Origin of the sequence: Halorubrum hochsteinianum, from assembly GCF_023702125.1 — an archaeon.
In the GTDB taxonomy this organism is placed as follows: Archaea; Halobacteriota; Halobacteria; order Halobacteriales; family Haloferacaceae; genus Halorubrum; species Halorubrum hochsteinianum.
Genome location: NZ_CP098415.1, coordinates 595860 through 619544, shown reverse-complemented (window position 1 = coordinate 619544; position 23685 = coordinate 595860). Strand labels below are relative to the sequence as shown.

General features: G+C 69.5%; 24 protein-coding genes and 1 tRNA gene. 15 read left to right on the top strand and 10 right to left on the bottom strand.

Annotated elements, in window-relative coordinates; genetic code table 11:
* Positions 1 to 34: 34 nt before the first annotated feature.
* From NAF06_RS03050 to NAF06_RS03040, 3 genes are all read right to left on the bottom strand, one after another.
* On the bottom strand, positions 35 to 184 hold the full coding sequence (locus NAF06_RS03050) for a DUF7550 family protein (RefSeq protein ID WP_008581952.1): 150 nt from the start codon (positions 182 to 184) through the stop codon (positions 35 to 37).
* Positions 185 to 240: 56 nt separating this feature from the next.
* Complete coding sequence (locus NAF06_RS03045) at positions 241 to 1101, bottom strand: hypothetical protein (protein WP_008581950.1); 861 nt, start codon at positions 1099 to 1101, stop codon at positions 241 to 243.
* A 188-nt stretch (positions 1102 to 1289) separates the two neighbouring features.
* Entirely contained in the window at positions 1290 to 1871 is a 582-nt protein-coding gene (locus tag NAF06_RS03040) for a DUF7344 domain-containing protein (RefSeq protein ID WP_008581947.1), read from the bottom strand.
* 470 nt (positions 1872 to 2341) lie between these two features.
* Between NAF06_RS03040 and NAF06_RS03035 the strand changes: the two genes are divergently transcribed.
* The 6 genes from NAF06_RS03035 (at position 2342) to NAF06_RS03010 (ending at position 9417) form a co-directional block, all read left to right on the top strand.
* Complete coding sequence (locus NAF06_RS03035; RefSeq protein WP_152418730.1) at positions 2342 to 2980, top strand: hypothetical protein; 639 nt, start codon at positions 2342 to 2344, stop codon at positions 2978 to 2980.
* A gap of 112 nt (positions 2981 to 3092) precedes the next feature.
* On the top strand, positions 3093 to 3602 hold the full coding sequence (locus tag NAF06_RS03030; RefSeq protein ID WP_152418729.1) for a hypothetical protein: 510 nt from the start codon (positions 3093 to 3095) through the stop codon (positions 3600 to 3602).
* A 495-nt stretch (positions 3603 to 4097) separates the two neighbouring features.
* A complete protein-coding gene (locus tag NAF06_RS03025; protein WP_008581943.1) occupies positions 4098 to 5642 on the top strand; it encodes a DUF1102 domain-containing protein in 1545 nt (514 codons plus the stop codon).
* A gap of 109 nt (positions 5643 to 5751) precedes the next feature.
* Entirely contained in the window at positions 5752 to 6687 is a 936-nt protein-coding gene (locus tag NAF06_RS03020; protein ID WP_008581941.1) for a hypothetical protein, read from the top strand.
* A 180-nt stretch (positions 6688 to 6867) separates the two neighbouring features.
* Positions 6868 to 8031, top strand: coding sequence for a signal peptidase I (locus tag NAF06_RS03015; RefSeq protein ID WP_008581939.1), 1164 nt, complete (start codon positions 6868 to 6870; stop codon positions 8029 to 8031).
* A 3-nt stretch (positions 8032 to 8034) separates the two neighbouring features.
* Complete coding sequence (locus NAF06_RS03010; protein ID WP_008581937.1) at positions 8035 to 9417, top strand: DUF5305 domain-containing protein; 1383 nt, start codon at positions 8035 to 8037, stop codon at positions 9415 to 9417.
* Positions 9418 to 9599: 182 nt separating this feature from the next.
* Here the strand turns inward: NAF06_RS03010 and NAF06_RS03005 are convergent, their stop codons facing one another.
* Positions 9600 to 9794 (bottom strand): heavy-metal-associated domain-containing protein, encoded by a 195-nt coding sequence (locus NAF06_RS03005; protein ID WP_008581935.1) that lies wholly within the window; start codon positions 9792 to 9794, stop codon positions 9600 to 9602.
* 125 nt (positions 9795 to 9919) lie between these two features.
* Between NAF06_RS03005 and NAF06_RS03000 the strand changes: the two genes are divergently transcribed.
* Both NAF06_RS03000 and NAF06_RS02995 read left to right on the top strand, forming a co-directional pair.
* The gene (locus tag NAF06_RS03000) at positions 9920 to 10510 is read left to right on the top strand and encodes a winged helix-turn-helix transcriptional regulator (RefSeq protein ID WP_008581933.1); all 591 of its coding nucleotides are present in this window, start codon (positions 9920 to 9922) and stop codon (positions 10508 to 10510) included.
* A 78-nt stretch (positions 10511 to 10588) separates the two neighbouring features.
* A tRNA-Gln gene (locus NAF06_RS02995) sits at positions 10589 to 10701 on the top strand.
* A gap of 268 nt (positions 10702 to 10969) precedes the next feature.
* Here the strand turns inward: NAF06_RS02995 and NAF06_RS02990 are convergent.
* The gene (locus NAF06_RS02990; protein WP_008581930.1) at positions 10970 to 11617 is read right to left on the bottom strand and encodes a hypothetical protein; all 648 of its coding nucleotides are present in this window, start codon (positions 11615 to 11617) and stop codon (positions 10970 to 10972) included.
* A 122-nt stretch (positions 11618 to 11739) separates the two neighbouring features.
* On the opposite strand from NAF06_RS02990, the gene NAF06_RS02985 reads away from it, so the two are divergent.
* Entirely contained in the window at positions 11740 to 12228 is a 489-nt protein-coding gene (locus NAF06_RS02985) for a hypothetical protein (RefSeq protein WP_008581929.1), read from the top strand.
* A 535-nt stretch (positions 12229 to 12763) separates the two neighbouring features.
* Here the strand turns inward: NAF06_RS02985 and NAF06_RS02980 are convergent.
* The 3 genes from NAF06_RS02980 to NAF06_RS02970 all read right to left on the bottom strand — a co-directional run bounded on the left by NAF06_RS02980 (position 12764) and on the right by NAF06_RS02970 (position 14987).
* Positions 12764 to 13816 (bottom strand): actin-like salactin, encoded by a 1053-nt coding sequence (locus NAF06_RS02980; protein ID WP_008581927.1) that lies wholly within the window; start codon positions 13814 to 13816, stop codon positions 12764 to 12766.
* A complete protein-coding gene (locus NAF06_RS02975; protein ID WP_008581925.1) occupies positions 13813 to 14298 on the bottom strand; it encodes a FlaD/FlaE family flagellar protein in 486 nt (161 codons plus the stop codon). The genes NAF06_RS02980 and NAF06_RS02975 overlap by 4 nt, the downstream gene beginning before the upstream one ends.
* A 170-nt stretch (positions 14299 to 14468) precedes the next feature.
* Positions 14469 to 14987 (bottom strand): DUF7575 domain-containing protein, encoded by a 519-nt coding sequence (locus NAF06_RS02970; RefSeq protein WP_008581922.1) that lies wholly within the window; start codon positions 14985 to 14987, stop codon positions 14469 to 14471.
* Positions 14988 to 15127: 140 nt separating this feature from the next.
* Between NAF06_RS02970 and NAF06_RS02965 the strand changes: the two genes are divergently transcribed.
* The 4 genes from NAF06_RS02965 to NAF06_RS02950 all read left to right on the top strand — a co-directional run bounded on the left by NAF06_RS02965 (position 15128) and on the right by NAF06_RS02950 (position 19606).
* Positions 15128 to 16048 (top strand): pantoate kinase, encoded by a 921-nt coding sequence (locus tag NAF06_RS02965; protein ID WP_008581919.1) that lies wholly within the window; start codon positions 15128 to 15130, stop codon positions 16046 to 16048.
* A 32-nt stretch (positions 16049 to 16080) separates the two neighbouring features.
* Positions 16081 to 16845, top strand: coding sequence for a DICT sensory domain-containing protein (locus NAF06_RS02960; RefSeq protein WP_008581917.1), 765 nt, complete (start codon positions 16081 to 16083; stop codon positions 16843 to 16845).
* Between the two features lie 60 nt (positions 16846 to 16905).
* Positions 16906 to 18300 carry a signal recognition particle protein Srp54 gene (locus NAF06_RS02955; protein WP_008581915.1) on the top strand — a complete coding sequence of 465 codons (1395 nt, stop codon included), beginning with the start codon at positions 16906 to 16908 and terminating at the stop codon, positions 18298 to 18300.
* Positions 18301 to 18376: 76 nt separating this feature from the next.
* Complete coding sequence (locus NAF06_RS02950) at positions 18377 to 19606, top strand: MFS transporter (protein ID WP_008581912.1); 1230 nt, start codon at positions 18377 to 18379, stop codon at positions 19604 to 19606.
* 27 nt (positions 19607 to 19633) lie between these two features.
* On the opposite strand, the gene NAF06_RS02945 is transcribed toward NAF06_RS02950, so the two are convergent.
* Positions 19634 to 20656: a DUF7972 family membrane protein gene (locus tag NAF06_RS02945; protein ID WP_008581911.1), complete on the bottom strand. Its 1023-nt coding sequence runs from the start codon at positions 20654 to 20656 to the stop codon at positions 19634 to 19636.
* A 65-nt stretch (positions 20657 to 20721) separates the two neighbouring features.
* Positions 20722 to 21150 carry a DUF2237 family protein gene (locus NAF06_RS02940; RefSeq protein WP_008581909.1) on the bottom strand — a complete coding sequence of 143 codons (429 nt, stop codon included), beginning with the start codon at positions 21148 to 21150 and terminating at the stop codon, positions 20722 to 20724.
* A 145-nt stretch (positions 21151 to 21295) separates the two neighbouring features.
* Here NAF06_RS02940 and NAF06_RS02935 point away from each other — a divergent pair, with 145 nt between their 5' ends.
* Complete coding sequence (locus NAF06_RS02935) at positions 21296 to 23101, top strand: DNA polymerase/3'-5' exonuclease PolX (RefSeq protein ID WP_008581906.1); 1806 nt, start codon at positions 21296 to 21298, stop codon at positions 23099 to 23101.
* A complete protein-coding gene (locus NAF06_RS02930; protein ID WP_008581905.1) occupies positions 23098 to 23667 on the top strand; it encodes a Mut7-C RNAse domain-containing protein in 570 nt (189 codons plus the stop codon). The genes NAF06_RS02935 and NAF06_RS02930 overlap by 4 nt, the downstream gene beginning before the upstream one ends.
* Positions 23668 to 23685: the final 18 nt, after the last annotated feature.

The following is a 23685-nucleotide window of genomic DNA, read 5'->3' as shown; positions in this document are numbered from 1 at the left end:
TCAGAGTTCTCGAAGACACGGCGAGCGGCGGCGTTCAGAAGGTCGCGAGGAACGGGACGGCGTACGCGAGCAGCAGTCCGACGAGCGTGACGGCCGCGCCGATGCCGACCTCTCGACTCCCGAACGCCTGCATCGGGGCGGTCACGCGCTTGTCCGGGTCGGGTTCGTGGGAGTGGTCGTCCATGTCCGGAGTTGTGGTCGGGGGATACAAAAGAGCATCTGAACGGCGTCGCGAGACAGTCAGTTCCAGAACGGCTCCGTTTCCGTCTCGCTCGGCTCAACCCTACCTCCACCGTTTTCCGGCGCTACGAAGACTCCGTCGAACTCCGCTATCTCGACACCGACAATGTCGCCAGTCAGACTCTCGTCGAACGCATCCGGATACAGATCCGTGTTCACGTGTACCGATTCGAACTCGTCGTTTGAGGTCACGCTGTCGTTGACCTCACAGTACAGTTTCGCGTCGACGACACCGGTCGTTCCGCCACCCCCACCACTGTTCTCGGTCGTGAGGATTCGTACCTTGTCGCCGCTGCCGAAGAACTTGACCATGGTAACGTCTGACGCCACCTCCGAACTCCCTCCGACCGCCCCCTCTCCATCTTCGTCGTCTCCCCCGCTGACCGTGTACTTCCGCGTCTTATCGACGGTCGCTCCCCCGTCAGCAACCGTTCCGGAGAACGAGAGTTCGAGATCAACCGACTCGCTTCCTTCGAAATCGACGTTCACGACGGCTCTCTGACCGAGGCCGATATCGACGCGTTCGAAGCCAGAGCCGCCACCGTCATCGGATTCGATTTCAACTTCGATCTCGATTTCACCGTCGTCCCTTTCAGTCTCGACCTCGGCCTCGTACTCGCCGTCCGGCCCTACCACCGTCGCGGTCAGATCCAGAGAGAGCGCTCCAGCAAACTGGTTTTTGATCTGGAGGCCCCCCTCGTCGTCTGGGTGCCCCTCGATTCCGAGATACGCCTTCTCGTCTTCCACGACGTTCACGCTCACCTCGCGGTCGGCGCTGACGCTGGAGAACGCGCCGGTCCCGGCGCTCGCGGCCGCCGCGCTACCGCCGCCGAGCAGGAGGACGAGCTGTCGTCGTTTCATGGGTCGGACTCGCTCACGGCTGTGGTCGGTCCTATGCCAGCAGTACGCATCCCGTCGGTATAATTATCCGGTGCCGGAACCGGTTCTGGCACTCCCTGAACGACCCGATTGCGACGTGATCCGGTCATAGTGTGGGGTTCCTCGCTTCGCTCCCTGTCGCGTCCGGATCGCCCGTCGGCGACCGCACGTCAGTTCAGCTCCGGCGGGTCGCCGTCGCCGCCGACCCGCATCTCGGCGGTGTAGTAGTGGTGGGTGACCGCCGAGAACGCGAACGCGACGACGATCGCGACCGTCCACGCCATCTCGGGGAGCAGCGCGAACGGCCACGCGCCGAGCCACACCGCGGCGGTGAGCGCGGTCGCGACCCCCGAGAGCCCGAGATAGTACTGGCTCCACGGGATCTCGCTGCCCTCGACCACGTCCATGTACACGTCCACGTCCTCCAAGGCGGGCGTCGGCTCGACGACGCCGCGGTCCTTGTTGAACTCGACGACGCCCGCGTCGTCCATCTTCGGCAGGTGCGACTGCTGGAGCGCGGTGTACACGCGCTTGCGGTCGCTGCCGGTGATCTCCGCGACGTCGACGTCGTTCTCCCAGGCCGCGATCTGCTCCGCCATCTCCCCGATCTCGACGCTTCCCCCCGATTCGCCCTTCAGCAGATGGACCGCGAACCGTCGGCGCTGGTTCGCTAACACCTTGTATAATTCGTCCTCCGAGATGTCTGTCGCCGGTTCGGCCCCTCCGTGCCCGACCTGTTGTACCGACGCCATTTCTTGTCAGAAACATATGATCCAATCAACATAAACGCTCCGGTAGTGATAGCGTTCGGATACTTTCGGATCGCGCGAACGGTTCGGAACTAACCCGATCGAGATCGGTGAAAACGCAGGAAGAGAGACGGATAAACTTGATTCAACGATTCTGAGGTTTATGACACCAACCGATCGACGGGTCTCGTATCAGAATATAAGAACGTATTTTCGTATTTCACTCGTCGGAAAAATCACCTTCCACGGGTGATTATCGCGCTTCAGGCACCACCTGAACGCGGATCGACCCGGTTTCAGGCCAGGGTAGAACCCTCCCCCCGCTCGTTCAGCGACCCCCGGAAGTGTTTCTGGAAATTCATTACAATATGGGATAGGCCCCATGGGTGTAGTAGAGCGACCCCGGGTGACGCGGGATGTCCCGCGTCGGCGGCCCGTGGGTCGTGTGCGGACTAAAACGAGGTTACACAACTATGGCAAACCGACGCAAGTTCCTCGCCGGACTGGGCGCATTGGCTTCAGGTAGCGCGGCTGCGGTTGGTACTGGGGCGTTCTCGAGCGTACAGGCAGAGCGTGATATCACAGTCGAAGCTGCTGGTGACGCAAGCGCGTACGTTGGTATCGAGCCGTTCCCGTCTGACAGTTCCGAGGTTCCCGAAGGCGATGGTAAATACTCGAATACCGACGGGAACGGGGAATACGCATCAGTTAGTGAAGGCACCGTGTCGCTGGATTTCACTTCCACGGATAAGGCTTCTAGTACCGGTCTGAATGACGAAGCTATGGTGAATATTGAAGACGTTCTTCTTATCACCAACAACGGCACACAGCCGGTCTATGTGACGGTTAAAATTGAGGACAGTGACGGAAAGACCGGTACGGATGTCGCGGCATTACAGCAGTTCGGTATCAGCGGGGATGATGATTACGACTTTGCCCGAGCAGCTGGTAGCTACGACGGTGACAAGCTTCCAGCAGGGGAATCTGCCGGCATGGGGTTCTATTTCAACTCTAACAAGACCGAAAACTTCGGTGACGTAATTAACGATATCGACACCATCACGATCATAGCCGCAGCAAACAAAGAGGAACTCAACAGGTACAAGCCCTAAATAGATTCCAACACGGGTGCTTTCGGCGAGCTAACCCCTGTTGAGGAAACTAAAACAAATGAAACGACGTAAATTCGTCTTAGGACTCGGCGCAACCACCTTTGGAGGAGCTATGACTATCGGGTCCGGGGCGTTCACGTCGGTCCAAGCTGAACGAAGCCTGACTGTTGGCGTTGTACAGGACAGCGACGCGTTCCTCAAATTGGATGCAGAGGGGAGCGTGAACCGTAGCTCAGCCGGTGATACAGTAGAACTTGACTTCCCCGGGATCCAAGAGAGTGATCTTAATCCGCAAGATCCAGACGGGGTCAACGCCAACGCAGTTACGCGCTTCTCCAGCGAGCCTGATGAAGATGATTCGGACGGCCTCCTGCGGATCACTAATCAAGGGACGCAGGCAGTCGATATCTACTCAACACAGGATCCTGAGCCAAGTGACCCTGTGATCGGCCTGTTCAATGTAAAAAACGGGAATCTGCTTACCGAGAGGAACCCATATAGTAGCCTTAGTGTTGGTGACGAACTCAAAGTCGGAGTTCAAATCGATACCACCGAGGTGAGTACGGGTGATTATAATCTCACCTTGACTATTGTCGGAGAGGTATCGGACCAAGAGTCATAGAATACGATCAAGCTGACTACTACCCAATTTCTGGTATACTACGGTACCGTAGCGGTACCGTGGTAGCAGTTCGATTCCGCCAGTGGGCTTCCCAGAGCGAATCAATCTAAAATGACGGCTGGCACTACTATGCTGGTGTCATGATGCTACCAATAACAAACTCCGGTTCTACGCTGATGGGTGCCCGGTTCGGAACGACGGAGTTCTCGGATAATGCCGCGATCAACGACCCGGATTCCACGTTTGACATGATCTATCACTATGACTACCGGAATCTCGAGAGGGATGTCGACGACGTTTGGATCTACACTTGAGTGCTGATCGACGAGGAAGTCACTGCCCTCCACGGCGCTGTAGGCGGATGAAATCTTTGTCGGCGCTTGTTCTCTGGAGCGAGCCACGATCACGGCCATCCCCCTGAGCAGGTGCTCCCTTCGGCGAATCAAGCACCACAATACAAAATCCCTGTAGACATAATCAGCACGTAACACAGTAATGCCGACCGCCCGCCGGACCGCAATAGCGATCGTGCTGCTCGCGGCCGCAGCGACTGCTCTCGCCTTCGCCACGGGCGCGGCGGTCGTCGACGGTCCGGCCGACAGGTTCGCTGAGGAGCGCCTCGCGGTCCAGCCGGCGGACGGTCCCAACGGGAACTACGCATACCTGAACGACGACGAGATCGTCGTCGATGTCTCCGCGTCAAACCCGAACCTCGGCCCCGACTTCGAGGGCGTCAACCCCGACGCGCTCGCGTCCGCTGACGGCGTCTTCGAGATCACCTACACCGCCGACGAGTACGCCCGCGTCTGGATCGACCACGCCGAAGAGAACGTCACCTTCGTGGCCGACGGGCGCTCGATCGAGGGTCGGTCGAACAACGTCACGCTCGGTCCGAACGAGACGGTCGCGGTCGGGCTCCGCGTCGACACGCACGGCGCGGCGGCGGGGACCACGCTAGACGGCGACGACTTCGACATCCGCGCGGAGGTCGCCGAGCCAGAGTCTGTCGGGGAGACGGCGACCGATAACGACGACGGTAGCGGCGGTGCGAGCACCACGGTCCGGGAACTCGCGACCGACCGCCGCGAGTTCGAGGGGCGCGACCTGCCCGCGGGCGAGGGAACGACCTTCGACGCCGGGCGGATGCGGCTCTCGGCGTACGCGACGCTCGACCGCGTGCGGGTCGAGAGCGCCGACGGGAGCGACGTCGCCTTCGAGACCGTCGGCTCGCCGGAGCCGTTCGCGAGCGCCGGCCCGCTGACCGACTCCCGCGGGGCGCGACCCGAGGCGTACTTCGAGCTGAACCACTCCTTCACGACCGAGGAGGTGTCCGGGCTCCGGTTCGGGTTCAGCGTCGACCGCGCGTACCTGAACGAGACGGGCGCGGACCCGGCGGACGTCTCGCTGTACCGCCGGTCCGAGGCCGAGCCCGACGGCTGGGAGCGGCTGCCGACCGAGCGCGTCGACCCCGCGGTCCGGGACATCCGCGGCCTCCCCGAGGACCGGGTCCACCTCACCGCGACGACCGACGACTTCTCGGTGTTCGCCGTGGCGACGGAGCGGCCGGTGTTCCGGCCGACGAGCGCCTCGCTCGACCGCGACGCCGTCGACCCCGGCGACTCCGTCGCGGTGCGCGCGACGGTCGCGAACGAGGGCGGCGCGGACGGCGAGCGGCCGGTCACGCTCACCGCCGACGGCGACCCGGTCGCGACGGAACGGGTCGCCCTCGCCCCGGACGAGACGACGGTCGTCGCGTTCGAGACTTCCTTCGAGGCGGCCGGCGCGTACGACCTCGCGGTGGACGGGACGCCCGCCGGCACGCTCGTGGTCGGCGACCCGAGCGGCGACGGGACGGGCGAGGGGAGCGCGTCCGTCGGCGACGACGGCGCGTCCGACCCGCCGAGCGACGGCTCGGAGGACGGAGGCGGTCCGACGGAGGAGCCGAGCGGGATCGATCTCTCGAACGTCGCCGGACTCGTGATCCTCCTCGTCGTGACGCTCGCCGGCGTCGCGCTCGTCCGGCGGATGCCGAGGTCGTGATGTCCGGTTCCACTCGGAGCGGTCCGGCCGCCCACCGGGTCGCGGAGCGGTTATCACGACTGGATCGTCGGCCGACAGCGATTAACCCGACGTCGGACAACCGGGTCCCGTGACCGACCTCTCGTCGGAGGCGGACCGCCCGGCCGCCGGACGCGGCGGGAGCGACGGCTCCCACCCGAACGGGAACGGGGACGCCCGGTCCGGGTACGCGGCCTTCGCCGACGAGCTGGCGGCCCGCGCTCGCGTCGCCGACCTCATCGCGCTCTGTCTCCCGCCGGTCGTCCTCGTCGCCGTCTTCTCGCTGCCGGAGGCGACTCGGCGCTCGCTAGCGTTCGCGTACGCGGACCCGACCCTCCTCTCGGCGTTCACGGCCCACTACGTCCACCTCGGGAGCGACCACCTCCTCGGGAACCTCGCCGGCTACGCGCTGTTGGCGGGGGTCGGCTACGCGCTCGCGTCCCTGAGCGGCCGCCGTCGACTCTTCTTCACGGCGTTCGTCACCTACCTCGGTGCCCTCCCGTTCGCGCTGTCCGCGCTGAACCTCGCCGTCCCGCGCGACGCCGTCGGCTTCGGCTTCTCCGGCGTCAACATGGCGCTCTCGGGACTGCTCCCGGTCCTGTGGTACTGTTACGCTCGCGACCGGTTCGCGCCGAGCGCGTCGGTCGCGGCGCTGCCGGCCGTCTTCTTCGCGCTCGTCGGCTGGATCGCCCTCCTCGCCCTCCCCGTCTCGACCGAGGGGTACGGGATCGCGGGGCTGGCGATCGGCGTCGCGGACGCGCTCCTCGCGGTGCTGTACGCGGCCAGCAGCGACCTCCGACTCCCGCGGTCGCTCAGGCAGGCGGCGAAATCCGTCGCGTCGCGTCCCGGGCACGGGGACCTGCTCGTCGTCGGCGCGGTGGTCGCGGTCGGCTACCCCGTCGTCGGGTTCCCAGCCGACCCCTCCGGCGGGGGCAGCGTCGTGAACCTGTACGTCCACTTGCTCGGGTTCTGTCTCGGCTTCATCGGCCCGTTCGCGCTGCTCGCGGGCGGCGTCTTCGACGAGTAGTCCCGCCCCGAGACCGTTCGACGGCGGACCGTCGCCCGCAACCGACCGGACTCGCCTCCACCCACGAACTTATTAGGACACGCCGCCGTTGAGCGATCGACGGGTTACCTGACGCCTGCGCGACAGGAACCGGGTCCCGGCGGTAACGCGCGGGATCGTCGCCCGACCGAGTCCGACACAATGTCCGTCAAACGAACGCTGTCCGTGACCCTTCAGGCGGCCGCGGTGCTGGTCGTCGTCTCGCTCGTCGTCGGCCAGTTTCTCGGCCAGCCGATCCTCCTCAGCTACGTCGAGACCGGGAGCATGCAGCCGACGCTCGATCCGGGAGACGGGTTCGTGGCGATCCCGGCCCAGATCGCCGGCGGCATCGGGACCGGCGACGTCGTGACGTTCAACGCCGAGGAGATACAGGGCGGCGGGCTGACGACCCACCGGGTGGTCGAGGAGACCGAACGCGGCTACGTCACCCGCGGGGACAACAACCCGTTCACCGATCAGGACGGGGGCGAGCCGATCGTCCAGGACGCGGACGTGGTCGCGAAGGCGCTCCAGGTCGGTGGGAGCGTCGTCGTGATCCCGCACCTCGGCACCGCAGCCATGGGGTTCCAGTCCGCGCTCGACGCCGTCCAGACGCGGTTGGCGGTGACGTTCGGCGTCCGGTCGCTCCAGGGGACACAGGGGCTGGCGTACATCGTGTTCGGCGCGTCGATCGTCGCGTACGCGGTCGACTGGTACCTCAACGCCGGCTCTCGGGACCGCGAGTCGCGCGACCGGTCGCGCGACGACGGCACCTCGGTGCTGGCGATCCTCGCCGTGCTGGCGCTGGTGCTGATGGCGACCGCGACGGCCGCGATGGTCGTGCCGGGCGGGACACAGGAGTACGGCGTCGTGAGCGCCGAGTTCGAGTCGGAGAACCCGACCGTCATCGAGAGCGGGACGAGCCAGCAGATCGAGTACGTCGTCCCCAACGCCGGGCTCGTGCCCGTGTACGCGTACGTCACGCCGGCGACCCCGGGCGTCGACGTCGACCCGCAGCGGCTCTCGGTCGGCAGTCGGGGCGAGGCGTCGACGACCGTGACCCTGTCCGCGCCCGACGAGACCGGGTACTACCGGCTGTTCGTCGCCGAACACCGCTACCTCGCCGTGTTGCCTCCCGGCGTCGTCGACGAGCTGTACGGGGTCCACCCGTGGGCACCGCTCGCGGCGATAAACGGCCTGCTCGGCGGCGGCATCGTCGGGGTCGGGCTGCTGCTGCTGCGCGGCGAGCCCGCCCGGATCCGGTCGCGCGACTCCCGAGAGCGCCCCCCGCTTCACAGACGCGTCCTCCGCGAACTCTACAGGTAACACATGTCTTCAGCCCCTTCCGAGAGTCGACTCCGACTCCGCGCCGTCCTGAACGCACAGTCCACCGCGATCCTCGTCGCCTGTCTCCTCCTCGCCGCGGTCGGGGCGGGGCTCGTGTACACCACGCACGTCGACCCCGGCACGACCGAGGAGAGCCGCACGGTCTCGTCGCTGACCGTCGAGAGCGAGTACCGCCACAGCGCGACGGTGACGGAACCGAACGCCGTCTTCGCGACGGGGTCGGTGCTCGACGGGCGCGACACGTACTTCACGCGGATCGCGCCGGAGCTGGACGTGGACGTGGCGACGACGTATGCGGCCTCCAGCGCCGAGAACGTGACGGTCGAGGTCGGCTCCACGCTCGTGATCCGCAACGTCGGCGAGGGGGACACCGTCTACTGGCGCGAGACGGAACCGCTGGCGTCCGAGACCGTCTCGGACGTCGCCCCCGGCGAGACGGTGAACGCCTCCTTCGCGCTCAACAGCACGGCGATCGACGGCCGGGTGGCGTCGATCGAAGAGCAGCTCGGTGCCTCGCCCGGCGAGACGGAGACGTTCGTCACGACCGAGGTCGCGGTCGACGGGCGGGTCGGCGGGGTCCCCACGGCGTCGACGCAGACGCTCGACATGACGCTCACGCACGGCGGCGACACCTACTCGGTCAGCGAGCCGGGCGTTCAGTCCGACACGACCTCGCGGACCGAGCGGGTGACAGTCGAGCGGAGCTACGGCGCGCTCCGGTCGTTCGGCGGGCCGCTCCTCCTGCTCGTCGGTCTCCTCGGAGCCGGGGGGATCGGGTACGCGACCCGGGAGTTCGACCTCGCGCTCGCGCCGGCCGAGCGCGAGTACCTCTCGTACCGCGACGACCGCTCGGAGTTCGACGAGTGGATCACGACGTTCCGACTGCCCGAGTCGGTCCACGACCGGCCGACCGCCGAGGCGGGGTCGCTCCGGGACCTCGTCGACTTCGCGATCGACAACGACACCGGCGTCGTGGAGGATCCGCGGACCGGCGCGTTTCACGCCGTCTCCGGCGAGTTCGTCTACACCTATCGCCCGCCGGCCCCGACCGGATCGGGCGGCGACGCCGGGGGCGAACCGGACGGCGCTGCGATCGGGCGAGACGACAACCACGCCGACGACGGTCCGAGTTCCGCCGGAGACGTCGGCTCCGCCGGCGATTCCCCCTCGGCCGATACCTCCGGCTCCGCCGGCGACTCCGCACCCAGCGATACCCCCGACACCGCCGAGGACGACGGCTCGGTGATGAACTGGGTCCGCGACGCGATCGGGTCCGAGTCGCCAGACGCGGACGCGGCCTCCGAGCCGGACCGCGACGACGGTCCCGGGCCCGGTGACGAGAACGCGGCCGACGACACCCGCTGAAGCGACCGCGACGGCGTCCGGTCGGCCGGCCGCGCGGTCGCGGCCGCTCCCCTTCCGGTCCTCGTCCCCGCCGCTGTCTTCGGGCTCCGGTACGGCGTCCGCGTCTCCGCGACCGCAACCGAAGTGAAAAGGAGTGCGTCCGTGAACGCGTGTCGCCGCCGCGGTCGCCGACGCTGCGTCCCCTACGCCGTCGCCTCGTAGCCCGCCTCCTCGATGGCGGCCACGACGGCGTCGATATCCACGTCGCCCTCGACGGTCGCGGTGCCGGCCTCGTGGTCGGCGCTCGCCGACTCGACGCCCGGCAGTTCGCCGAGCGCGTCGGTCACGTTGTCCTCACAGCCCGTACACGACATGCCGTCGACGCCTATCGTCGTCATGCTCCGACGTTGGCACCGCGGACACAACTGCCTTTTCGTCGCCCCCGCGGCCGACCGCTTTCCCGGACCCGTCCCGACTCGCCTCGCCCGGACGCCTTTTTGCCGCGCCGGCCGAACGGCCGGTCATGCGCACCCTCGACGAGACGGACCGAGAGATACTCCGGCTGCTGTTGGCCGACGCGAGGCGTCCGTACAGCGACATCGCCGAGCGCGTGGACCTCTCAGCGCCCGCGGTGTCGGACCGGGTCGACCGCCTCCGCGAGGTGGGCGTGATAGAGGGGTTCACGCTCCGGATCGACGGCGACGCGCTCTCGGACGGGCTCTCCGTCCTCGCGACGCTGTCCGTCGCGCCCGCCGACGCCGACCGGGTCCACGAGGCGGTCGCGGCCCACGAGCGCGTCGAGCACGCGTTCCTCACGGCCGACGGCGAGGTGACGGTCGCGGCGCGGGTCGAGGAGGGGACCGCCCGCGACCTCGTCGACGACGCGGTCGGGTTAGACGCCGTCCGCGAGTTGTCGGTGCGACCGATCGACGCCCACGAGTGGTCGCCGGCCGTCGGCGACGCGGACCTCGCGGTCGAGTGCGTCGAGTGCGGCAACACCGTCACCGCCGAGGGGGAGTCGGCCCGGATCGACGGGACGCTGTACCACTTCTGTTGCGGCTCCTGCCGGGAGAACTTCGAGCAGCGGTTCGACCGGATCGAGGAGGGGGCGTAGTCGGCGAGCGGCGGGCGATCCCGCTCAGCGCCCGGAGAGAGTAACCTACTTGAGTGCCCGCCGGTTAGCCGGCATCGTAGTCCCGTGGTGTAGTGGCCAATCATAATGGCCTTTGGAGGGAGTTCGACCGCGTCGTACGGTCGGATGCCCGAAGTCAGCCATTGACGGCGGTTCGAATCCGCCCGGGACTATTCTCCGAACGGAGTGAGGACGAATAGTCCCGACCACGGATTCGAAGCAGGGAACGGAGCGAAGCGGAGTGACCGCGGTTCGAATCCGCCCGGGACTACTTCTGTCGCGAGCAACGCCGCGAGCGACGCGTACGCCCAGCGGATTCGAACCCAGAAGACGAGAGGATTCGAGTCTTCGCGGTTCGAATCCGCCCGGGACTATCCCGCGACCCCGACCCTTCGAGCCGCGCGTCTCGGTCGCCGAACGCGGCGACGAGCGGCCCCCTTCTCACTCCAGCGCGACGGAGAACCCCCACTCGGCCGACGCCTGCGGTTCGCCGTCGTCGGAGACGATCGAAACGGTCGTCTCGAACCGGTACTCGCCGACCGGGAGGCAGGCGTCGGTGTCCGCGGGGGTCGCGTACAGGTCGATCTCCCGACTCCGCGACTCGCCCGCCCCGAGTTCGAACGTCCGGTACTCCTCGGTCACGGCGATGCTGTCGGTGAGCCGCCAGCAGTCCGGCTCGGTCCGCGCCTCCACGTCGCCGGGCAGGAACGTGAGCGCCCCGGAGTCGTCGCCGACGTACTCGAAGTGGACGCCCCGCCCCTCGCCGACCCGGACCCGCCGGTCGCTCGCGTTCGCGAGCGTCGTTCGGAGCCGAGGCGGGTACTCGGTCGTCGCCGCCTCCCTGACGACCTCGACGCCGAAGTCGACCGGCAGATCGACGTCGCCGTCGGTCGAGACGATACCGACGCCCGGACCGCCGGTGCCGCCGGGACGGGTGCCGCCGGTATCGCCCCCGGAACTGTTGTCCCCGTCCTCGTCGTCACCGGGGCCGCCGTCGTCTCCGGGCGGGTCGGAGACGCAACCGGCGAGACCGGCGGCTCCGCCGATCCCGCCCACGCCGCGGAGGTAGCGCCGTCGCGTCGGATTCATGGGTCGTACAGGACTCGGCGAGTGATATTCCTGTTGGGTAGTGACACGATCTGTGGCCCGCAGCCCGCGGCCCGCGGCCTCCCATGTGTGTCATTTTTTACCATGTACGTCGTACGGCCTGTATGGAGCTACCCCAGTACCGGGACGCGGTCGCCGCGAACCGGCGTACACACGGCTTCGAGGCGGTCGACGAGCGGACCGGAGAGTTCGACCGCCTGTGGGCGACCCGCGAGACGGACGACTCGCTCGGCGCGGTCGCGGTGCTGGCCGCCGTCGTCGCGGCCCCGGACGCGGACGCGGAGACGCTCGCCGAGACGGCCGCGTCGCTCCGCGATGCGCTCGCCGACCGGGTCGATCCCCGTCCGGAACGGACGGACGGCGGCGAGTCGCCGACGCCGATCGGCTACGTGACGTTCGCGGTCCCGGACCCGGACGCGTCGCTGCTCGACGCGATGACCGGGTTCACGGTCGCGAAGCGGCGGACGAACGTGTTCCCCCTCGTGTACGACGTCGAGGCGGAGCGGCTCCACCGCCACGAGGTCCCGCGGCTGAAAGGCAGGGGGATCTACCGTCGGCAGGCGGAGGACGCCGAGCGGCTGTTCGCGGTGTAGGCTCATACGCTGTAGCCGTCACCGAGGACGCCGTCGGCGGAATCCAGGTGGGTCGAAACGACGACCGCTACGACCACGACCGTCGAAGCCCAAGGCGCTCGGCCGTACGCGGTTGCCTCTGATAAATCGCCGATCGATACGAACACCACCGAAGCCCCAGTCGCTCGGCCGTACGTGACTACTGTTTATAAACAGGGAATCGACACGAACACCACCGAAGCCCCAGTCGCGAGGACTCGCGCGGCTCGCTGCGCGCTTCGGTCGCTCACTTCGTTCGCTCCCTCCAGTGCTTACTTCGCCGTGCTTCGCCCTCGCGACTGCCCCTTCGAGTCCCGCCCGCCACAGCACCTCACACCTCCCCAGCCTCGTCGGTGGTCCTCCGCTTCGCTCCGGACCACCGACTCCCTCGCGCGTGCTGCTCGCGCCCGGTGGGCGCTCGCAGGCACGCGCCGACCGCACCGCTGTTTATAACCGAACGTCGCGGCCGCTCACGGATGTCTACCGATCGAAAAAAGTCGAAGCGTTCGCTCGCCGCTCAGACCAGTCGCTCCGCGATGCGCGCCGCGCCCTCCGCGGCCGCGGTCGCGGGGTCGTCGGGCGAGACGACCTCGACGTCGCGGTCGAGTTCGTCGCTGAGCCGCTCTTCGAACTCCTCGGTCAGTCCGGGGATACACGCCATGCCGCCGGTGGCGGCGATGGGGCGGCCCAGCGCCAGCTGGTAGGGCTTCAGGTGGTCGTTCGCGAGTTCGGGGAGGAACTCGTTGGCGACGACGTCGACCGCCTCGTCGATGTAGCGGTCGACCGGCTCGCGCACGCCGCGGTCGACGGTGAACTCGTGGCTCCCGCCGCCGGGCTGTTGGATCACGTCCGTGAACGGCTCGAAGTCGTACACGTCGGCGTGCTGCTCCTTGTACTCCCGGGCGGTCGTCCGGTCGATGTGAACGCGGCCCTGACTCTCCTCCTCGACGGCGGCGACGATGCGGCGGTCGACCTCGTTGCCCGTCACCGAGCCGGTCGAGAACGGCGAGAGCTGCTCGCCGCGCCGGTAGGCGCACGCCTCCATCGTCGTCGAGCCGAGGTTGATCGAGACGAACACCTCGTCTATCGCGTCGAGTTCGTCGCCGTACGCGGGGATCGCCCCGCACAGCGACTCGGGGTAGCTACGCGTCTCGATCTGGCCGATCGAGGAGCCCTCGATCACCGACTTGAGGTTCTCGACGCCCGCCTCGTTGTCGATGGTGGGGACCGCGTAGACGACCGCGCTGTCCTCGGGCACGTCGTGGGCGTCGACGACCGCCTCGAAGAAGCGCTCGGCGTCCGCCACGCTGTCGTCGTCCTCGGGGAGTCCCGACCGGAGCATGAAGCGCACGCGGTCCGGGTACTCGACCGCGGCCTCCTCGCCGAACAGCACCTTCTCCTCGCCGGTGATGGCGTCCTCGTAGGTCGCCAGGCAGGTCAGCACCGAGTGGCGCTCGCGGCCGCCCCGTCCGTCGGGGACGTCGAGTACCGTTCGGGTGCTGCCCAGTTTCACGCCGACCGCTGCCGATTCGTCCGTGTCGTTGATGTCCGTGGATTCGTCGTCGCTCATTGGTCACTCGCACACGAAGCGATCCGGACGATGGAGACGAGACTGATCCGGTGGTCCGCGGGGCTGAACGGCCGGTCCCGTCGGGGGGCGTCGAACCCCTCCAGACGCCGCCGCAGCGCCGCGACCGCGTCATCGCCGACCCAGTCGAGTTCGCCGTAGTAGGCGAGCGCGTCCCGGGCCCGCACGTGGCCGCCGACGTCGACGAGGTAGCCGAGCCACTCGCCGATCTCGCGTTCCGCCGCGGGCGACGCCGGGATCGCCGTCAGATACGGTCGATCCGCGGTCCCGCCGCCGTTCAGCCGCTTCCCACGCTGACGCTGGAGCAGCTCCGTGAACGCGGCCGAGCGCGCCGCCTGCTCGGCCCGGTTCCGGTTCGGCTGCCGGAGCGCCCGCTCCCGAGGCGCTCCCGCTCCGTCGGTTCGCGGCGCGTCCGCGATCCGGCGCAGTTCTCGTACGTCGTATCGTCGTGGATTCAGACTCATGTTCCGTCCGTCGTTCGCGTCCGTACTCGCATCCTCACGGCGGGATCATATCATAGTTGGCCCTCAGTTATCACCGGTGAGAAACCACCGCGACGCTCGCGTCGACGCCCGGCGGCCGACCCGTCCGGCCCGACGGCTCAGCGACTCTACGACCCGTCCGGCCCGACGGCTCAGCGGCTCTCCGACTCGGCCCACGGGAGCGGCTCGGTACACCAGTGACAGAAGTCGATGTCACCGTCGGTCTCCTTGCCGCAGTTGGGACACGTCACTTCGAGCGTCTCGCCGTCCTCGCCGGAGACGGCCCCGCTCGGCGGCACCCGCCCGCTGCCGGGGGCGTCGTCGCCGTCCGCGCCCGCGGTGCGGCGGCGCATCGCCTCGGCGGCCGCGTCGGCCCGCTCGCGCTCCGCCACGTCGGCCCGCCCGACGAGGTACGCGTCGATCGAAGACAGCGTGAACAGGAGCGCGATAGGCAGCGCCACGTCGGTCGGAATCGCCGCCGACACCGCCGCCGGGTCGGCGAGCGGGTCGACCGGCTCGACGCCGTACAGCGCGAACAGCGCCACTCCGCCGCCGACGATGGTCAGGAGCCACAGCAGCGCCCGCCCCCATCGGCGCAGGGAGAGATGGCCGAGTCCCGGGAGGACCAGCGCGAGCACGGCGGCGAGGACGGGACGCAACTGGTTTCGCATACGGTCCGGTTTCGCCGGGACGCTACTTAGGCCTGCGGTGTCGCGCCGAGGGGGGATCGCCTCGCCGCGCACGCGCCGGTCCTCCGCCCGCGCCGCCTCGGATAACAACCGTTAATCGCGGCCCGTTCGTCCGCCGCCATATGAGCAGCCAGCGGGCGACCGCGTTCGTCCCGGGTCACGTCACCGCCTTCTTCAGCGCGCACCCCGCCGACGACCCCGCGGTCGCCGGGTCGCGCGGCGCGGGAGTGACGCTCGCCGACGGCGTGACGGTTCGGGTCTCGGCGGCGGACGTCGCGGCCGACGGGGCGACTGGCGACGCCGCCGCGGCCGACGCCGCCGCCGCGGCCGCCACCGCTGATTCCGGCTCCCGCACCATCGACGGCGACCGCGGATCGATCGGCGCGGTCGAGGACGTCCTCGCCGACCTGAACGCTACAGGAGCCGACGTGGCGGTGGAGACCGACCTCCCGATCGGTGCCGGGTTCGGGGTCTCCGGTGCGGCCGCGCTCGGGGCCGCGCTCGCGGCGAACGCCGCGTTCGACCGCGGCCGCTCCGAGAACGACCTCGTGCGGACCGCACACGCCGCGGAGGTCGGGCGGGGGACCGGCCTCGGCGACGTCGTCGCGCAGGCGCGCGGCGGGGTCCCGGTCCGGCTGGAGCCGGGCGCGCCGGGCGTCGGCGAACTCGACGGCGTCCCGGCGAGCGCGCGGGTCGAGTACGTCACCTTCGACGAGCTGTCGACGGAGGAGGTGTTGGGGGGCGACACGACCGCGCTCTCCGCGGCCGGCGAGGCGGCGCTCGACCGGCTCCGGGCGGACCCCCGACTCCCGACGCTGATGGACGCCGCCCGCGGGTTCGCCCGCGATGCGGACCTCCTCGTGCCCGAGGTGGCCGAGGCGGTGGACGCGGTGGACGCGGCCGGCGGCGAGGCGGCGATGGCGATGCTCGGGCGCACCGTCTTCGCGCTCGGGACCGGCCTCTCCGACGCGGGGTACGAGCCGCGGGCGTGCCGGGTCGATGCGGCCGGCGCGCGGCTCGTCGACGACCGCGACCGTGGGTAAGCTCTTTGCCGCGTTCGGCCGGAACTACCGGTATGGTCGAATCGCTCCGCTCGTTCTTCGACGAACTCGAGTCCCCCGAGCGCCACCTCGTCCTCCTGAACCGGTCGTCGCCGGACCCGGTCCGGAAGCTGCTGGACTCGGTGTTCGACGGGCAGTCGGTCTCGATCAGCGAGACCGTCGACCCCGAGTCGGGCGACGACGTGGTCGCCCTCGTCGAGAACGGGTCCGTCGTTGCGCGGTCGACGCTCGACGAACTGCTCGAATCGGTGTTGCTGATCAACTCCGACCTGTACAAGACGGGCGCTATCGAGCTCGACGAGGTCTCGCTTCCGGCCGTGTTCGAAGGGTTAGACGAGGTCGCGTTCCGGGTCCGCGGCTACCCCGCGTCGAACAAGGAGAAGCTCTTGTTGATCATCGTCTCCCGGGTGATAGAGCGCATCGCGGCCCAACACGGTGACGGCACGCTGCGCGCCTCGTTCCAGCGGCTCTCGCGGATCGACGACGAGCGCGGCACTCGGTCGGTGTACGAGCGGGTCGCCCGGAGCGGCGTCGACGTCCACGTGTACGGCGTCGGCGACGTGGAGTCGCTGTCGACGCTTCCGGTGACGGTCCACGCCGGGACCTCCTACCCCTACCGACGGTCGTGGTTCGTCGTGTTCACGCCCCCCGACGGCGGCGACGGGGACCACGTCGCGCTGCTCGCGCTCGAAGACGAGCCGAACGTCTGGGACGCCTTCTGGACGTTCCGGCCGGAGCTCGTGACCCGCATCGAACGGTACATCGCCGAGGAGGTCTGACGCCGCCTCCCGACCGGCGACGAACAAAGCTTTACCGCGTCGCCCGCCTAGCTCCGGCAAATGGTACTCGACGACCTCGGTACGTCCCTGCGGAGCAGCCTCGACAAGCTCCAGGGGAAGACCAGACTCTCCGAGAGCGACGTCGAGGAGATGGTCAAGGAGATCCAGCGGTCGCTCCTCTCCGCCGACGTCGACGTCTCCCTCGTGATGGAGCTGTCCGACTCGATCAAGTCCCGCGCGCTCGAAGAGGAGCCGCCGGGCGGCACCACCGCGAGGGACCACGTCCTCCGGATCGTCTACGAGGAGATGGTCGATCTGGTCGGCGACTCCACCGAACTCCCCTTGGAGAACCAGACGATCCTCCTCGCCGGGCTTCAGGGGTCGGGGAAGACCACCTCCGCCGCGAAGATGGCGTGGTGGTTCTCGAAGAAGGGGCTCCGACCCGCGGTGATCCAGACCGACACGTTCCGGCCGGGGGCGTACGATCAGGCGAAGCAGATGTGCGAGCGCGCCGAGGTCGAGTTCTACGGGAACCCCGACAACGACGACCCGGTCGACATCGCGCGGACCGGACTCGAAGAGACCGAGGACGCCGACGTCCACATCGTCGACACGGCCGGTCGCCACGCGCTCGAAGACGACCTCATCGCGGAGATCGAAGAGATCGAGGGCGTCGTCGACCCCGACCGGTCGCTGCTCGTCTTGGACGCCGCGATCGGGCAGGGCGCGAAGGAGCAGGCCCGGCAGTTCGAGGCGTCGATCGGCATCGAGGGCGTGATGATCACCAAGCTCGACGGGACCGCGAAGGGTGGCGGCGCGCTGACGGCGGTCAACGAGACCGACTCCTCCATCGCCTTCCTCGGGACCGGCGAGACGGTCCAGGACATCGAGCGCTTCGAGCCGTCCGGGTTCATCTCCCGGCTGCTCGGGATGGGCGACCTCAAGCAGCTCTCCGAGCGCGTCGAGCGCGCGATGCAGGAGACCCAGGAGGAGGACGACGACTGGGACCCCGAGGACATGCTGAAGGGGGAGTTCACCCTGAAGGACATGAAACGACAGATGGACGCGATGAACAAGATGGGGCCCCTCGATCAGGTGATGGACATGATCCCCGGGCTGGGCGGCGGGATGATGGACGAGCTGCCGGACGACGCGATGGACGTCACCCAAGACCGGATGCGCCGCTTCGAGCGCATCATGGACTCGATGACGGAGGAGGAGCTGGAGAACCCCCGCGTCGTCGGGCAGTCCCGCGTCGAGCGTATCGCCCGCGGCTCCGGCACCGACGAGGAGACGGTCCAGCAGCTCTTAGAGCAGCACTCGATGATGGAGGAGACGATCGGCCAGTTCCAGGGGATGGGCGAGGGCGACATGCAGCGCATGATGAAGAAGATGGGCGGCGGCGAGGGCGGCGGCCTCGGCGACATGATGGGCGGCGGCAAAGGCCCGTTCTGACCGGATCGACGACGGATCGCCTCGGACGCTGCCGACTTCCGCCCTTTTAATTCGGTGACCGGTCAACGACGATTCGATGAACCGCGACCGGATCGGCGAGTACGACGTCTTAGTCCTCGTCTCGCTCGTCTGGTTCCTCGGGAAGTTCGTCCGCTACCTCTTCCCGCCGCTGTTCGAGTCGATTCAGGGCGCGTACGGCGTGAGCAACGCCACCGTCGGGACCGCGTTCACCGGCTTCATGGTCGTGTACGCGCTGCTCCAGTTCCCGAGCGGCGCGGTCGCGGACCGGCTCGGCCCGGTGCGGGTGATCGTCGCGGGCGCGGTCGTCGCCGGCGCGGGGTCGCTCGCGGTCGTCGTCGACGCCCCCTTCGCCGTCCTCGTCGCCGCGATGCTCGTCGTCGGCGCGGGGACCGGCGTCCACAAGACCGTCTCGGTGCGGCTGATCGCCCGCGTCTACCCCGCCCGCACAGGACGGATGCTCGGCGTCCACGACACGCTCGGCGCGATGGGCGGCGTCGCCGCGCCCGCGGTCGTCGTGGCCGCCCTCTCCGCGCCGCCCGCGGTTGCGGCCGTCCTCGCGCGGCTCCCCGGGGCCGACTGGCGCGCCCCCTTCCTCCTCACCGGCGTCCTCGCCGTCTCGCTCGCGGTCGCCACGGGGCTCCGGCTCCGTAGCGACGAACGCCTCGGGGCCGAGACCGACGCCGACGCCGACGACTCCCCCGGCGCGGCGGAGTACTTCCGACTGTTCCGGAATCCGCGGTTCTCGGCGTTCGTGCTGGTGACCGTCGGGTTCTCGTTCGCGCACAACGGGCTGGTCGCGTTCCTCCCGCTGTACCTCTCGCGGGCCGCCGGGCTCCCGACCTCGACCGCGAACCTCCTCTACTCGCTGGTGTTCGCGGTGACCTTCGTCCAGCTCGCCACCGGCGACCTCTCCGACCGCGTCGGCCGCTTCCCGGTGATGGTCGCCACGCTCGGGCTGGCCGCGACGGCGCTCGTCGCGCTCGTCGCGCTGCCCGGACTCGGCGGTGGCGCGGTCGCGGCCGCGGTCGTCGTCGCCGCGTTCGGACTCGGCTCGCACGGGTTCCAGCCCGTCCGCAGCGCCTACCTGATGGAACTGCTCCCGGAGCGGCTCGCCGGCGGCGGGCTGGGCGTCGTTCGGACCCTGCTCATGGGGGCCGGCGCGCTCGCGCCCGGCGCGGCCGGGGTCGTCGCCGACGCGGTCGGGTTCCGGCCCGCGTTCGCGCTGCTCGCCGGCTCGATGGCGCTCGCGGCGGTCGTCGCCGCCGGGCTCTGGCTGACCGAGTGACTCGGACCGCGCCGCCGCGGCCCTCGGTCAGGTCTCCCCGTCCGTCTCCCGCAGGATGAAGGGGCCGATGGAGAGCGTCCGTCCCGTCACCGTCGCGATCCGCAGGATGTAGGCCAAAAGTAGCGCGAACGGGACGAGCGAGGCGGCGACCGCTGCCGCGACCCAGACGACGGCGGCCTCGACGCCGAGAACCGACCCCGCGTACCGCTCCGCGTCGAAGAAGGCGACCATCCCCACTGCCACCAGAAGCGCCGGCACGGCCGACGCGAGCATCCGCCGCGACAGGTCGATCAGCTCCCACTGGAAGTACAGCGTCTTGAAGTGTTCACGGGCGGGGCCGAACAGCCGCAGCGCCCCGATCAGCTCGTCGAGCGCCGCCGTCGCGGTCTCGTTGAGGGCCTCACCGTGCCGCTCGCGGAGCCGCCGGGCGGCGAACAGCTTCCACGAGTAGTTGAAATCGAGGACGGCCCCGATCACCTCGAACGCGCCGAACCGAGCCCCGTCGAGTTCCGCTGTCGTCCGCGCCGCGTTTCCGACGACGGCCTCGGTCAGCTCGTCGGTCGCGCGCACCACCTCCTCGTCGACCGCGCCGTCGACCGCCTCGCCGAGGGCGGTCGCGCGCTCGCTCGCCGCCTCGACGAGCGCGCTGAGAAACGCCGCCGGCTCGGCGGGGGCGACCGGCTCGCCGACGACCGCGGCCGCGTCCTCCCGGAACTCCATCGCCCCGTCCATCCGGTCGCGCTGGTCGCCGACCGCGCCGAGCTCCTGTGACAACACGAGCTGGTTCAGCGTGAGGACGAGCGTGACGCCGGTGATCGTGGCCGTGAGCAGCGCCTGAAACAGGGCGTCGACCGAGTCGCCGCCGCGGAGGGCCCCGGCCGCGCCGGGGAGGAGCGTCCCGGCCGCGACCAGCCCGAGGAACACGAGCGACAGGACGACGCCCGCGACGACCCGCCGGTCGGCGTCGAGCAGGAGCCACAGCGTCGCCCGGCTGCGCTCGGCGCGCCCGCCGACGGTGTCGTCCGGCGTCTCGGTCGATCCGTCCGTCATGTCCGGACCTCCCGTCCCGGGGCGAAAAAGCCACCGGGGCGGCGGACCGTCCCGTCGCCGAGCCGTCAGTCGAGCGTTCCGGGGTCGAACGCCTCCGGGTCGAACTCGTGCTCTCGGAGTCTGTCGGCGTCGACCGCGCGTAGCACGGACTCGTCCGTCGCCTCCAGCACGACCGGCGGGGCGACGCCCGCGTCGGCGGCCTCGACCCACCGGCCGACGCAGAGGCACCAGCGGTCGCCCGGTTCGAGACCGGGGAAGTCGAACTCGGGACGCGGCGTGATCAGGTCGTTGCCCCGGTCGCGGCTGTACCGCAGGAACTCGGCCGTGACGACCGCACAGAGCGTGTGTTCGCCGACGTCGCCCTCGACGTCGCGGCAGTACCCGTCCCGGAGGTAGCCGGTGGTCGGGTCGCGGCCGCACGGTTCGAGGTCGCCGCCGAGGACGTTGCGGTCGGAGCGGTCGTCGGGGCCGGGGTTCGGGTCGTCGGTGGACACGTCGATCTCTCGGGCCGCGCGCGACTTGTGGGTGGCGGCGATCCGAGCGCGCAGAGGGGCCGTCGCGCCCGGGCCGCCGGACGGGGAGTCGCCCGTCGGGAAGCCGCCGGACCATATAAGCGGCGGGCGGCCGAACTCCGGACAAATGAGCCGGAACGACGAGGTCGCGACCCGGTTGGAGGAGTTCGCCGACCTCCTCGAAGCGACGGGCGTCGAGTACAAGCCGACCGCCTACCGACGGGCGGCCGAGAACGTCCGCGACCACCCCGCGCCGATCGAGGGGCTCGCGGCCGAGGGCGAGGACGCGGTCGCCGAGATCGACCGCGTCGGCGACGCCATCGCCGCGAAGATCGTCGAGTACGTCGAGACCGGCGCGATCGAGGAGCTGACCGACCTCCGCGAGGAGCTCCCCGTCGACATGGCGGGGCTGACCGCGGTCGAGGGCGTCGGGCCGAAGACGGTCGGCACGCTGTACGACGCGCTCGGAATCACCGACCTCGACGAGCTTGAGGCCGCCGCGGAGGCGGGCGAGATTCGGGAGGTCTCCGGGTTCGGCGCGAAGACGGAGCAGAACATCCTCGACAACGTCCCGTTCGCCCGGGAGTCCCGCGAGCGCACCCGCCTCGGGGACGCGCGCCCCGTCGCGGACGACGCGCTCGCCTACTTCGCCGACCGCGACGACGTCGCCGCCGCCGAGGTGTGCGGCTCGATCCGCCGCTGGAAGCCGACCATCGGTGACATCGACCTGCTCGTCGCCAGCGAGGAGCGCGACCCGATCGTCGACGCGTTCACCGACTGGCCGGCCGCCGACGCGACGATCGAGGCGGGCACCGGGAAGGCGAGCGTGCGCGCGGACGGCACCCGCGTCGACCTCCGGATCGTCGACCCCGACGAGTTCGGCGCGGCGCTCCAGTACTTCACCGGATCGCGGGCGCACAACGTCGCCGTCCGCAACCGCGCCATCGACCGCGACCTCAAGCTGAACGAGTACGGCCTGTTCGACGTGAGCGACGTCGACGGCGAGGGGAGCGAGGTCGCGGACGCCGACGGCGACGAGGACGGCGGAGCCGCCGAGGAGGCGGACGCGACCCGGGCCGGCGACCGCGTCGCGGGCGAAAGCGAGGACGAGGTGTACCGCGCGCTCGACATGGACCCGGTCCCGCCGGAACTGCGCGAGGACCGCGGCGAGGTCGCGGCGGCCGCCGAGGGACGGCTCCCCTTCCTCGTCGAACCGGACGACCTCCGGGGCGACCTCCACACCCACACCGACTGGTCCGACGGCGGCTTCTCGGTCGTCGAGATGGCCGCGGCGGCCGAAGAGCGCGGCCACGACTACCACGTCGTCACCGACCACGCGACCGGGCCGGGGATGGTCGGCGGGGTCGGCCTCGACGAGGACGACATCGAGGAGCAGGCCGCGGCGATCGAGGAGGCCCGCGACGCGGTCGACATCCCGATCCTCCACGGGATCGAGGCGAACATCGACGCCGACGGGGGCCTCTCCACCGACGACGAGACGCTCGCCGCCCTCGATATCGTCGTCGCCTCGCCCCACGCCGCGCTCGGACAGGACGCGGACGCGGCCACCGAGCGGCTGGTCCGGGCGGTCGCACACCCGCACGTCGACGTGCTCGGCCACCCGACCGGTCGCCTCATCAACGAGCGGCCCGGACTCGACCCGGATATCGAGGCGGTCGCGCAGGCGGCCGCGGCGAACGGGACCGCGATCGAGGTGAACGCGAACCCCGCCCGGCTCGACGCCGACGGCGAGTTCGTCCGGGCCGCGATCGAGGCGGGCGCGACGATCGCCGTCAATACCGACGCGCACGCCCCCCGCGAACTCGACAACGCGCGGTACGGGGTCCACACCGCGCGGCGCGGGTGGGCGGAGGCGTCACAGGTGCTCAACGCCCGGTCGCTCAACGGGCTTCGGTCGTTCCTGCTCGAATGACCGCCGGGGGTGAGGACCCGTCGGACGGCTCGGACCCCTCCGCGGCGGAGCTGCCGCCCGTCCTCCTCGACGTCATGTGCGGCAAACTCGCCACCTACCTGCGGCTCTGCGGGTACGACGCCGCCTACGCGCTCGACCGCGGGACCGAGGCCGACGACCGGCTCCTCGCGCTCGCCGCCGCCGAGGACCGGGTCCTGATCACCCGCGACCGCGACCTCGCCGACCGGGCCCCCGACGCCGACCCCGCGGTCGACGCCGCCCTCCTCACCGAGCGCGACGTGCTCGACCAGCTCCGGGAGCTCGACGCGGCCGGCTTCCGGATCGAACTCGCCGCGGAGCCGAGCCGGTGCGGGTCGTGTAACGGTCCGGTCGAGCGCGTCGCGTCGACCGAGGCGGGGGCCGATGTCGACGACACCGTCGACGCCGCCGCCGACGCCGACCGGCCCGACTACGTCCCGGACGACGTGGGCATGGACCGCCCGGGCTGGCGCTGTGTCGACTGCGGGCAGTGGTTCTGGAAGGGCGGCCACTGGGACGACGTGGCGGCCCGGATCGACCGGGTGTGACCCCGGCCGAGCGTAACC

Coding starts and splice junctions, on each gene's coding strand:
- NAF06_RS03050 (WP_008581952.1), bottom strand. CDS start 184: ATGGACGACCACTCCCACGAACCCGACCCGGACAAGCGCGTGACCGCC.
- NAF06_RS03045 (WP_008581950.1), bottom strand. CDS start 1,101: ATGAAACGACGACAGCTCGTCCTCCTGCTCGGCGGCGGTAGCGCGGCG.
- NAF06_RS03040 (WP_008581947.1), bottom strand. CDS start 1,871: ATGGCGTCGGTACAACAGGTCGGGCACGGAGGGGCCGAACCGGCGACA.
- NAF06_RS03035 (WP_152418730.1), top strand. CDS start 2,342: ATGGCAAACCGACGCAAGTTCCTCGCCGGACTGGGCGCATTGGCTTCA.
- NAF06_RS03030 (WP_152418729.1), top strand. CDS start 3,093: ATGACTATCGGGTCCGGGGCGTTCACGTCGGTCCAAGCTGAACGAAGC.
- NAF06_RS03025 (WP_008581943.1), top strand. CDS start 4,098: ATGCCGACCGCCCGCCGGACCGCAATAGCGATCGTGCTGCTCGCGGCC.
- NAF06_RS03015 (WP_008581939.1), top strand. CDS start 6,868: ATGTCCGTCAAACGAACGCTGTCCGTGACCCTTCAGGCGGCCGCGGTG.
- NAF06_RS03010 (WP_008581937.1), top strand. CDS start 8,035: ATGTCTTCAGCCCCTTCCGAGAGTCGACTCCGACTCCGCGCCGTCCTG.
- NAF06_RS03005 (WP_008581935.1), bottom strand. CDS start 9,794: ATGACGACGATAGGCGTCGACGGCATGTCGTGTACGGGCTGTGAGGAC.
- NAF06_RS03000 (WP_008581933.1), top strand. CDS start 9,920: ATGCGCACCCTCGACGAGACGGACCGAGAGATACTCCGGCTGCTGTTG.
- NAF06_RS02990 (WP_008581930.1), bottom strand. CDS start 11,617: ATGAATCCGACGCGACGGCGCTACCTCCGCGGCGTGGGCGGGATCGGC.
- NAF06_RS02985 (WP_008581929.1), top strand. CDS start 11,740: ATGGAGCTACCCCAGTACCGGGACGCGGTCGCCGCGAACCGGCGTACA.
- NAF06_RS02980 (WP_008581927.1), bottom strand. CDS start 13,816: ATGAGCGACGACGAATCCACGGACATCAACGACACGGACGAATCGGCA.
- NAF06_RS02975 (WP_008581925.1), bottom strand. CDS start 14,298: ATGAGTCTGAATCCACGACGATACGACGTACGAGAACTGCGCCGGATC.
- NAF06_RS02970 (WP_008581922.1), bottom strand. CDS start 14,987: ATGCGAAACCAGTTGCGTCCCGTCCTCGCCGCCGTGCTCGCGCTGGTC.
- NAF06_RS02965 (WP_008581919.1), top strand. CDS start 15,128: ATGAGCAGCCAGCGGGCGACCGCGTTCGTCCCGGGTCACGTCACCGCC.
- NAF06_RS02960 (WP_008581917.1), top strand. CDS start 16,081: ATGGTCGAATCGCTCCGCTCGTTCTTCGACGAACTCGAGTCCCCCGAG.
- NAF06_RS02955 (WP_008581915.1), top strand. CDS start 16,906: ATGGTACTCGACGACCTCGGTACGTCCCTGCGGAGCAGCCTCGACAAG.
- NAF06_RS02950 (WP_008581912.1), top strand. CDS start 18,377: ATGAACCGCGACCGGATCGGCGAGTACGACGTCTTAGTCCTCGTCTCG.
- NAF06_RS02945 (WP_008581911.1), bottom strand. CDS start 20,656: ATGACGGACGGATCGACCGAGACGCCGGACGACACCGTCGGCGGGCGC.
- NAF06_RS02935 (WP_008581906.1), top strand. CDS start 21,296: ATGAGCCGGAACGACGAGGTCGCGACCCGGTTGGAGGAGTTCGCCGAC.
- NAF06_RS02930 (WP_008581905.1), top strand. CDS start 23,098: ATGACCGCCGGGGGTGAGGACCCGTCGGACGGCTCGGACCCCTCCGCG.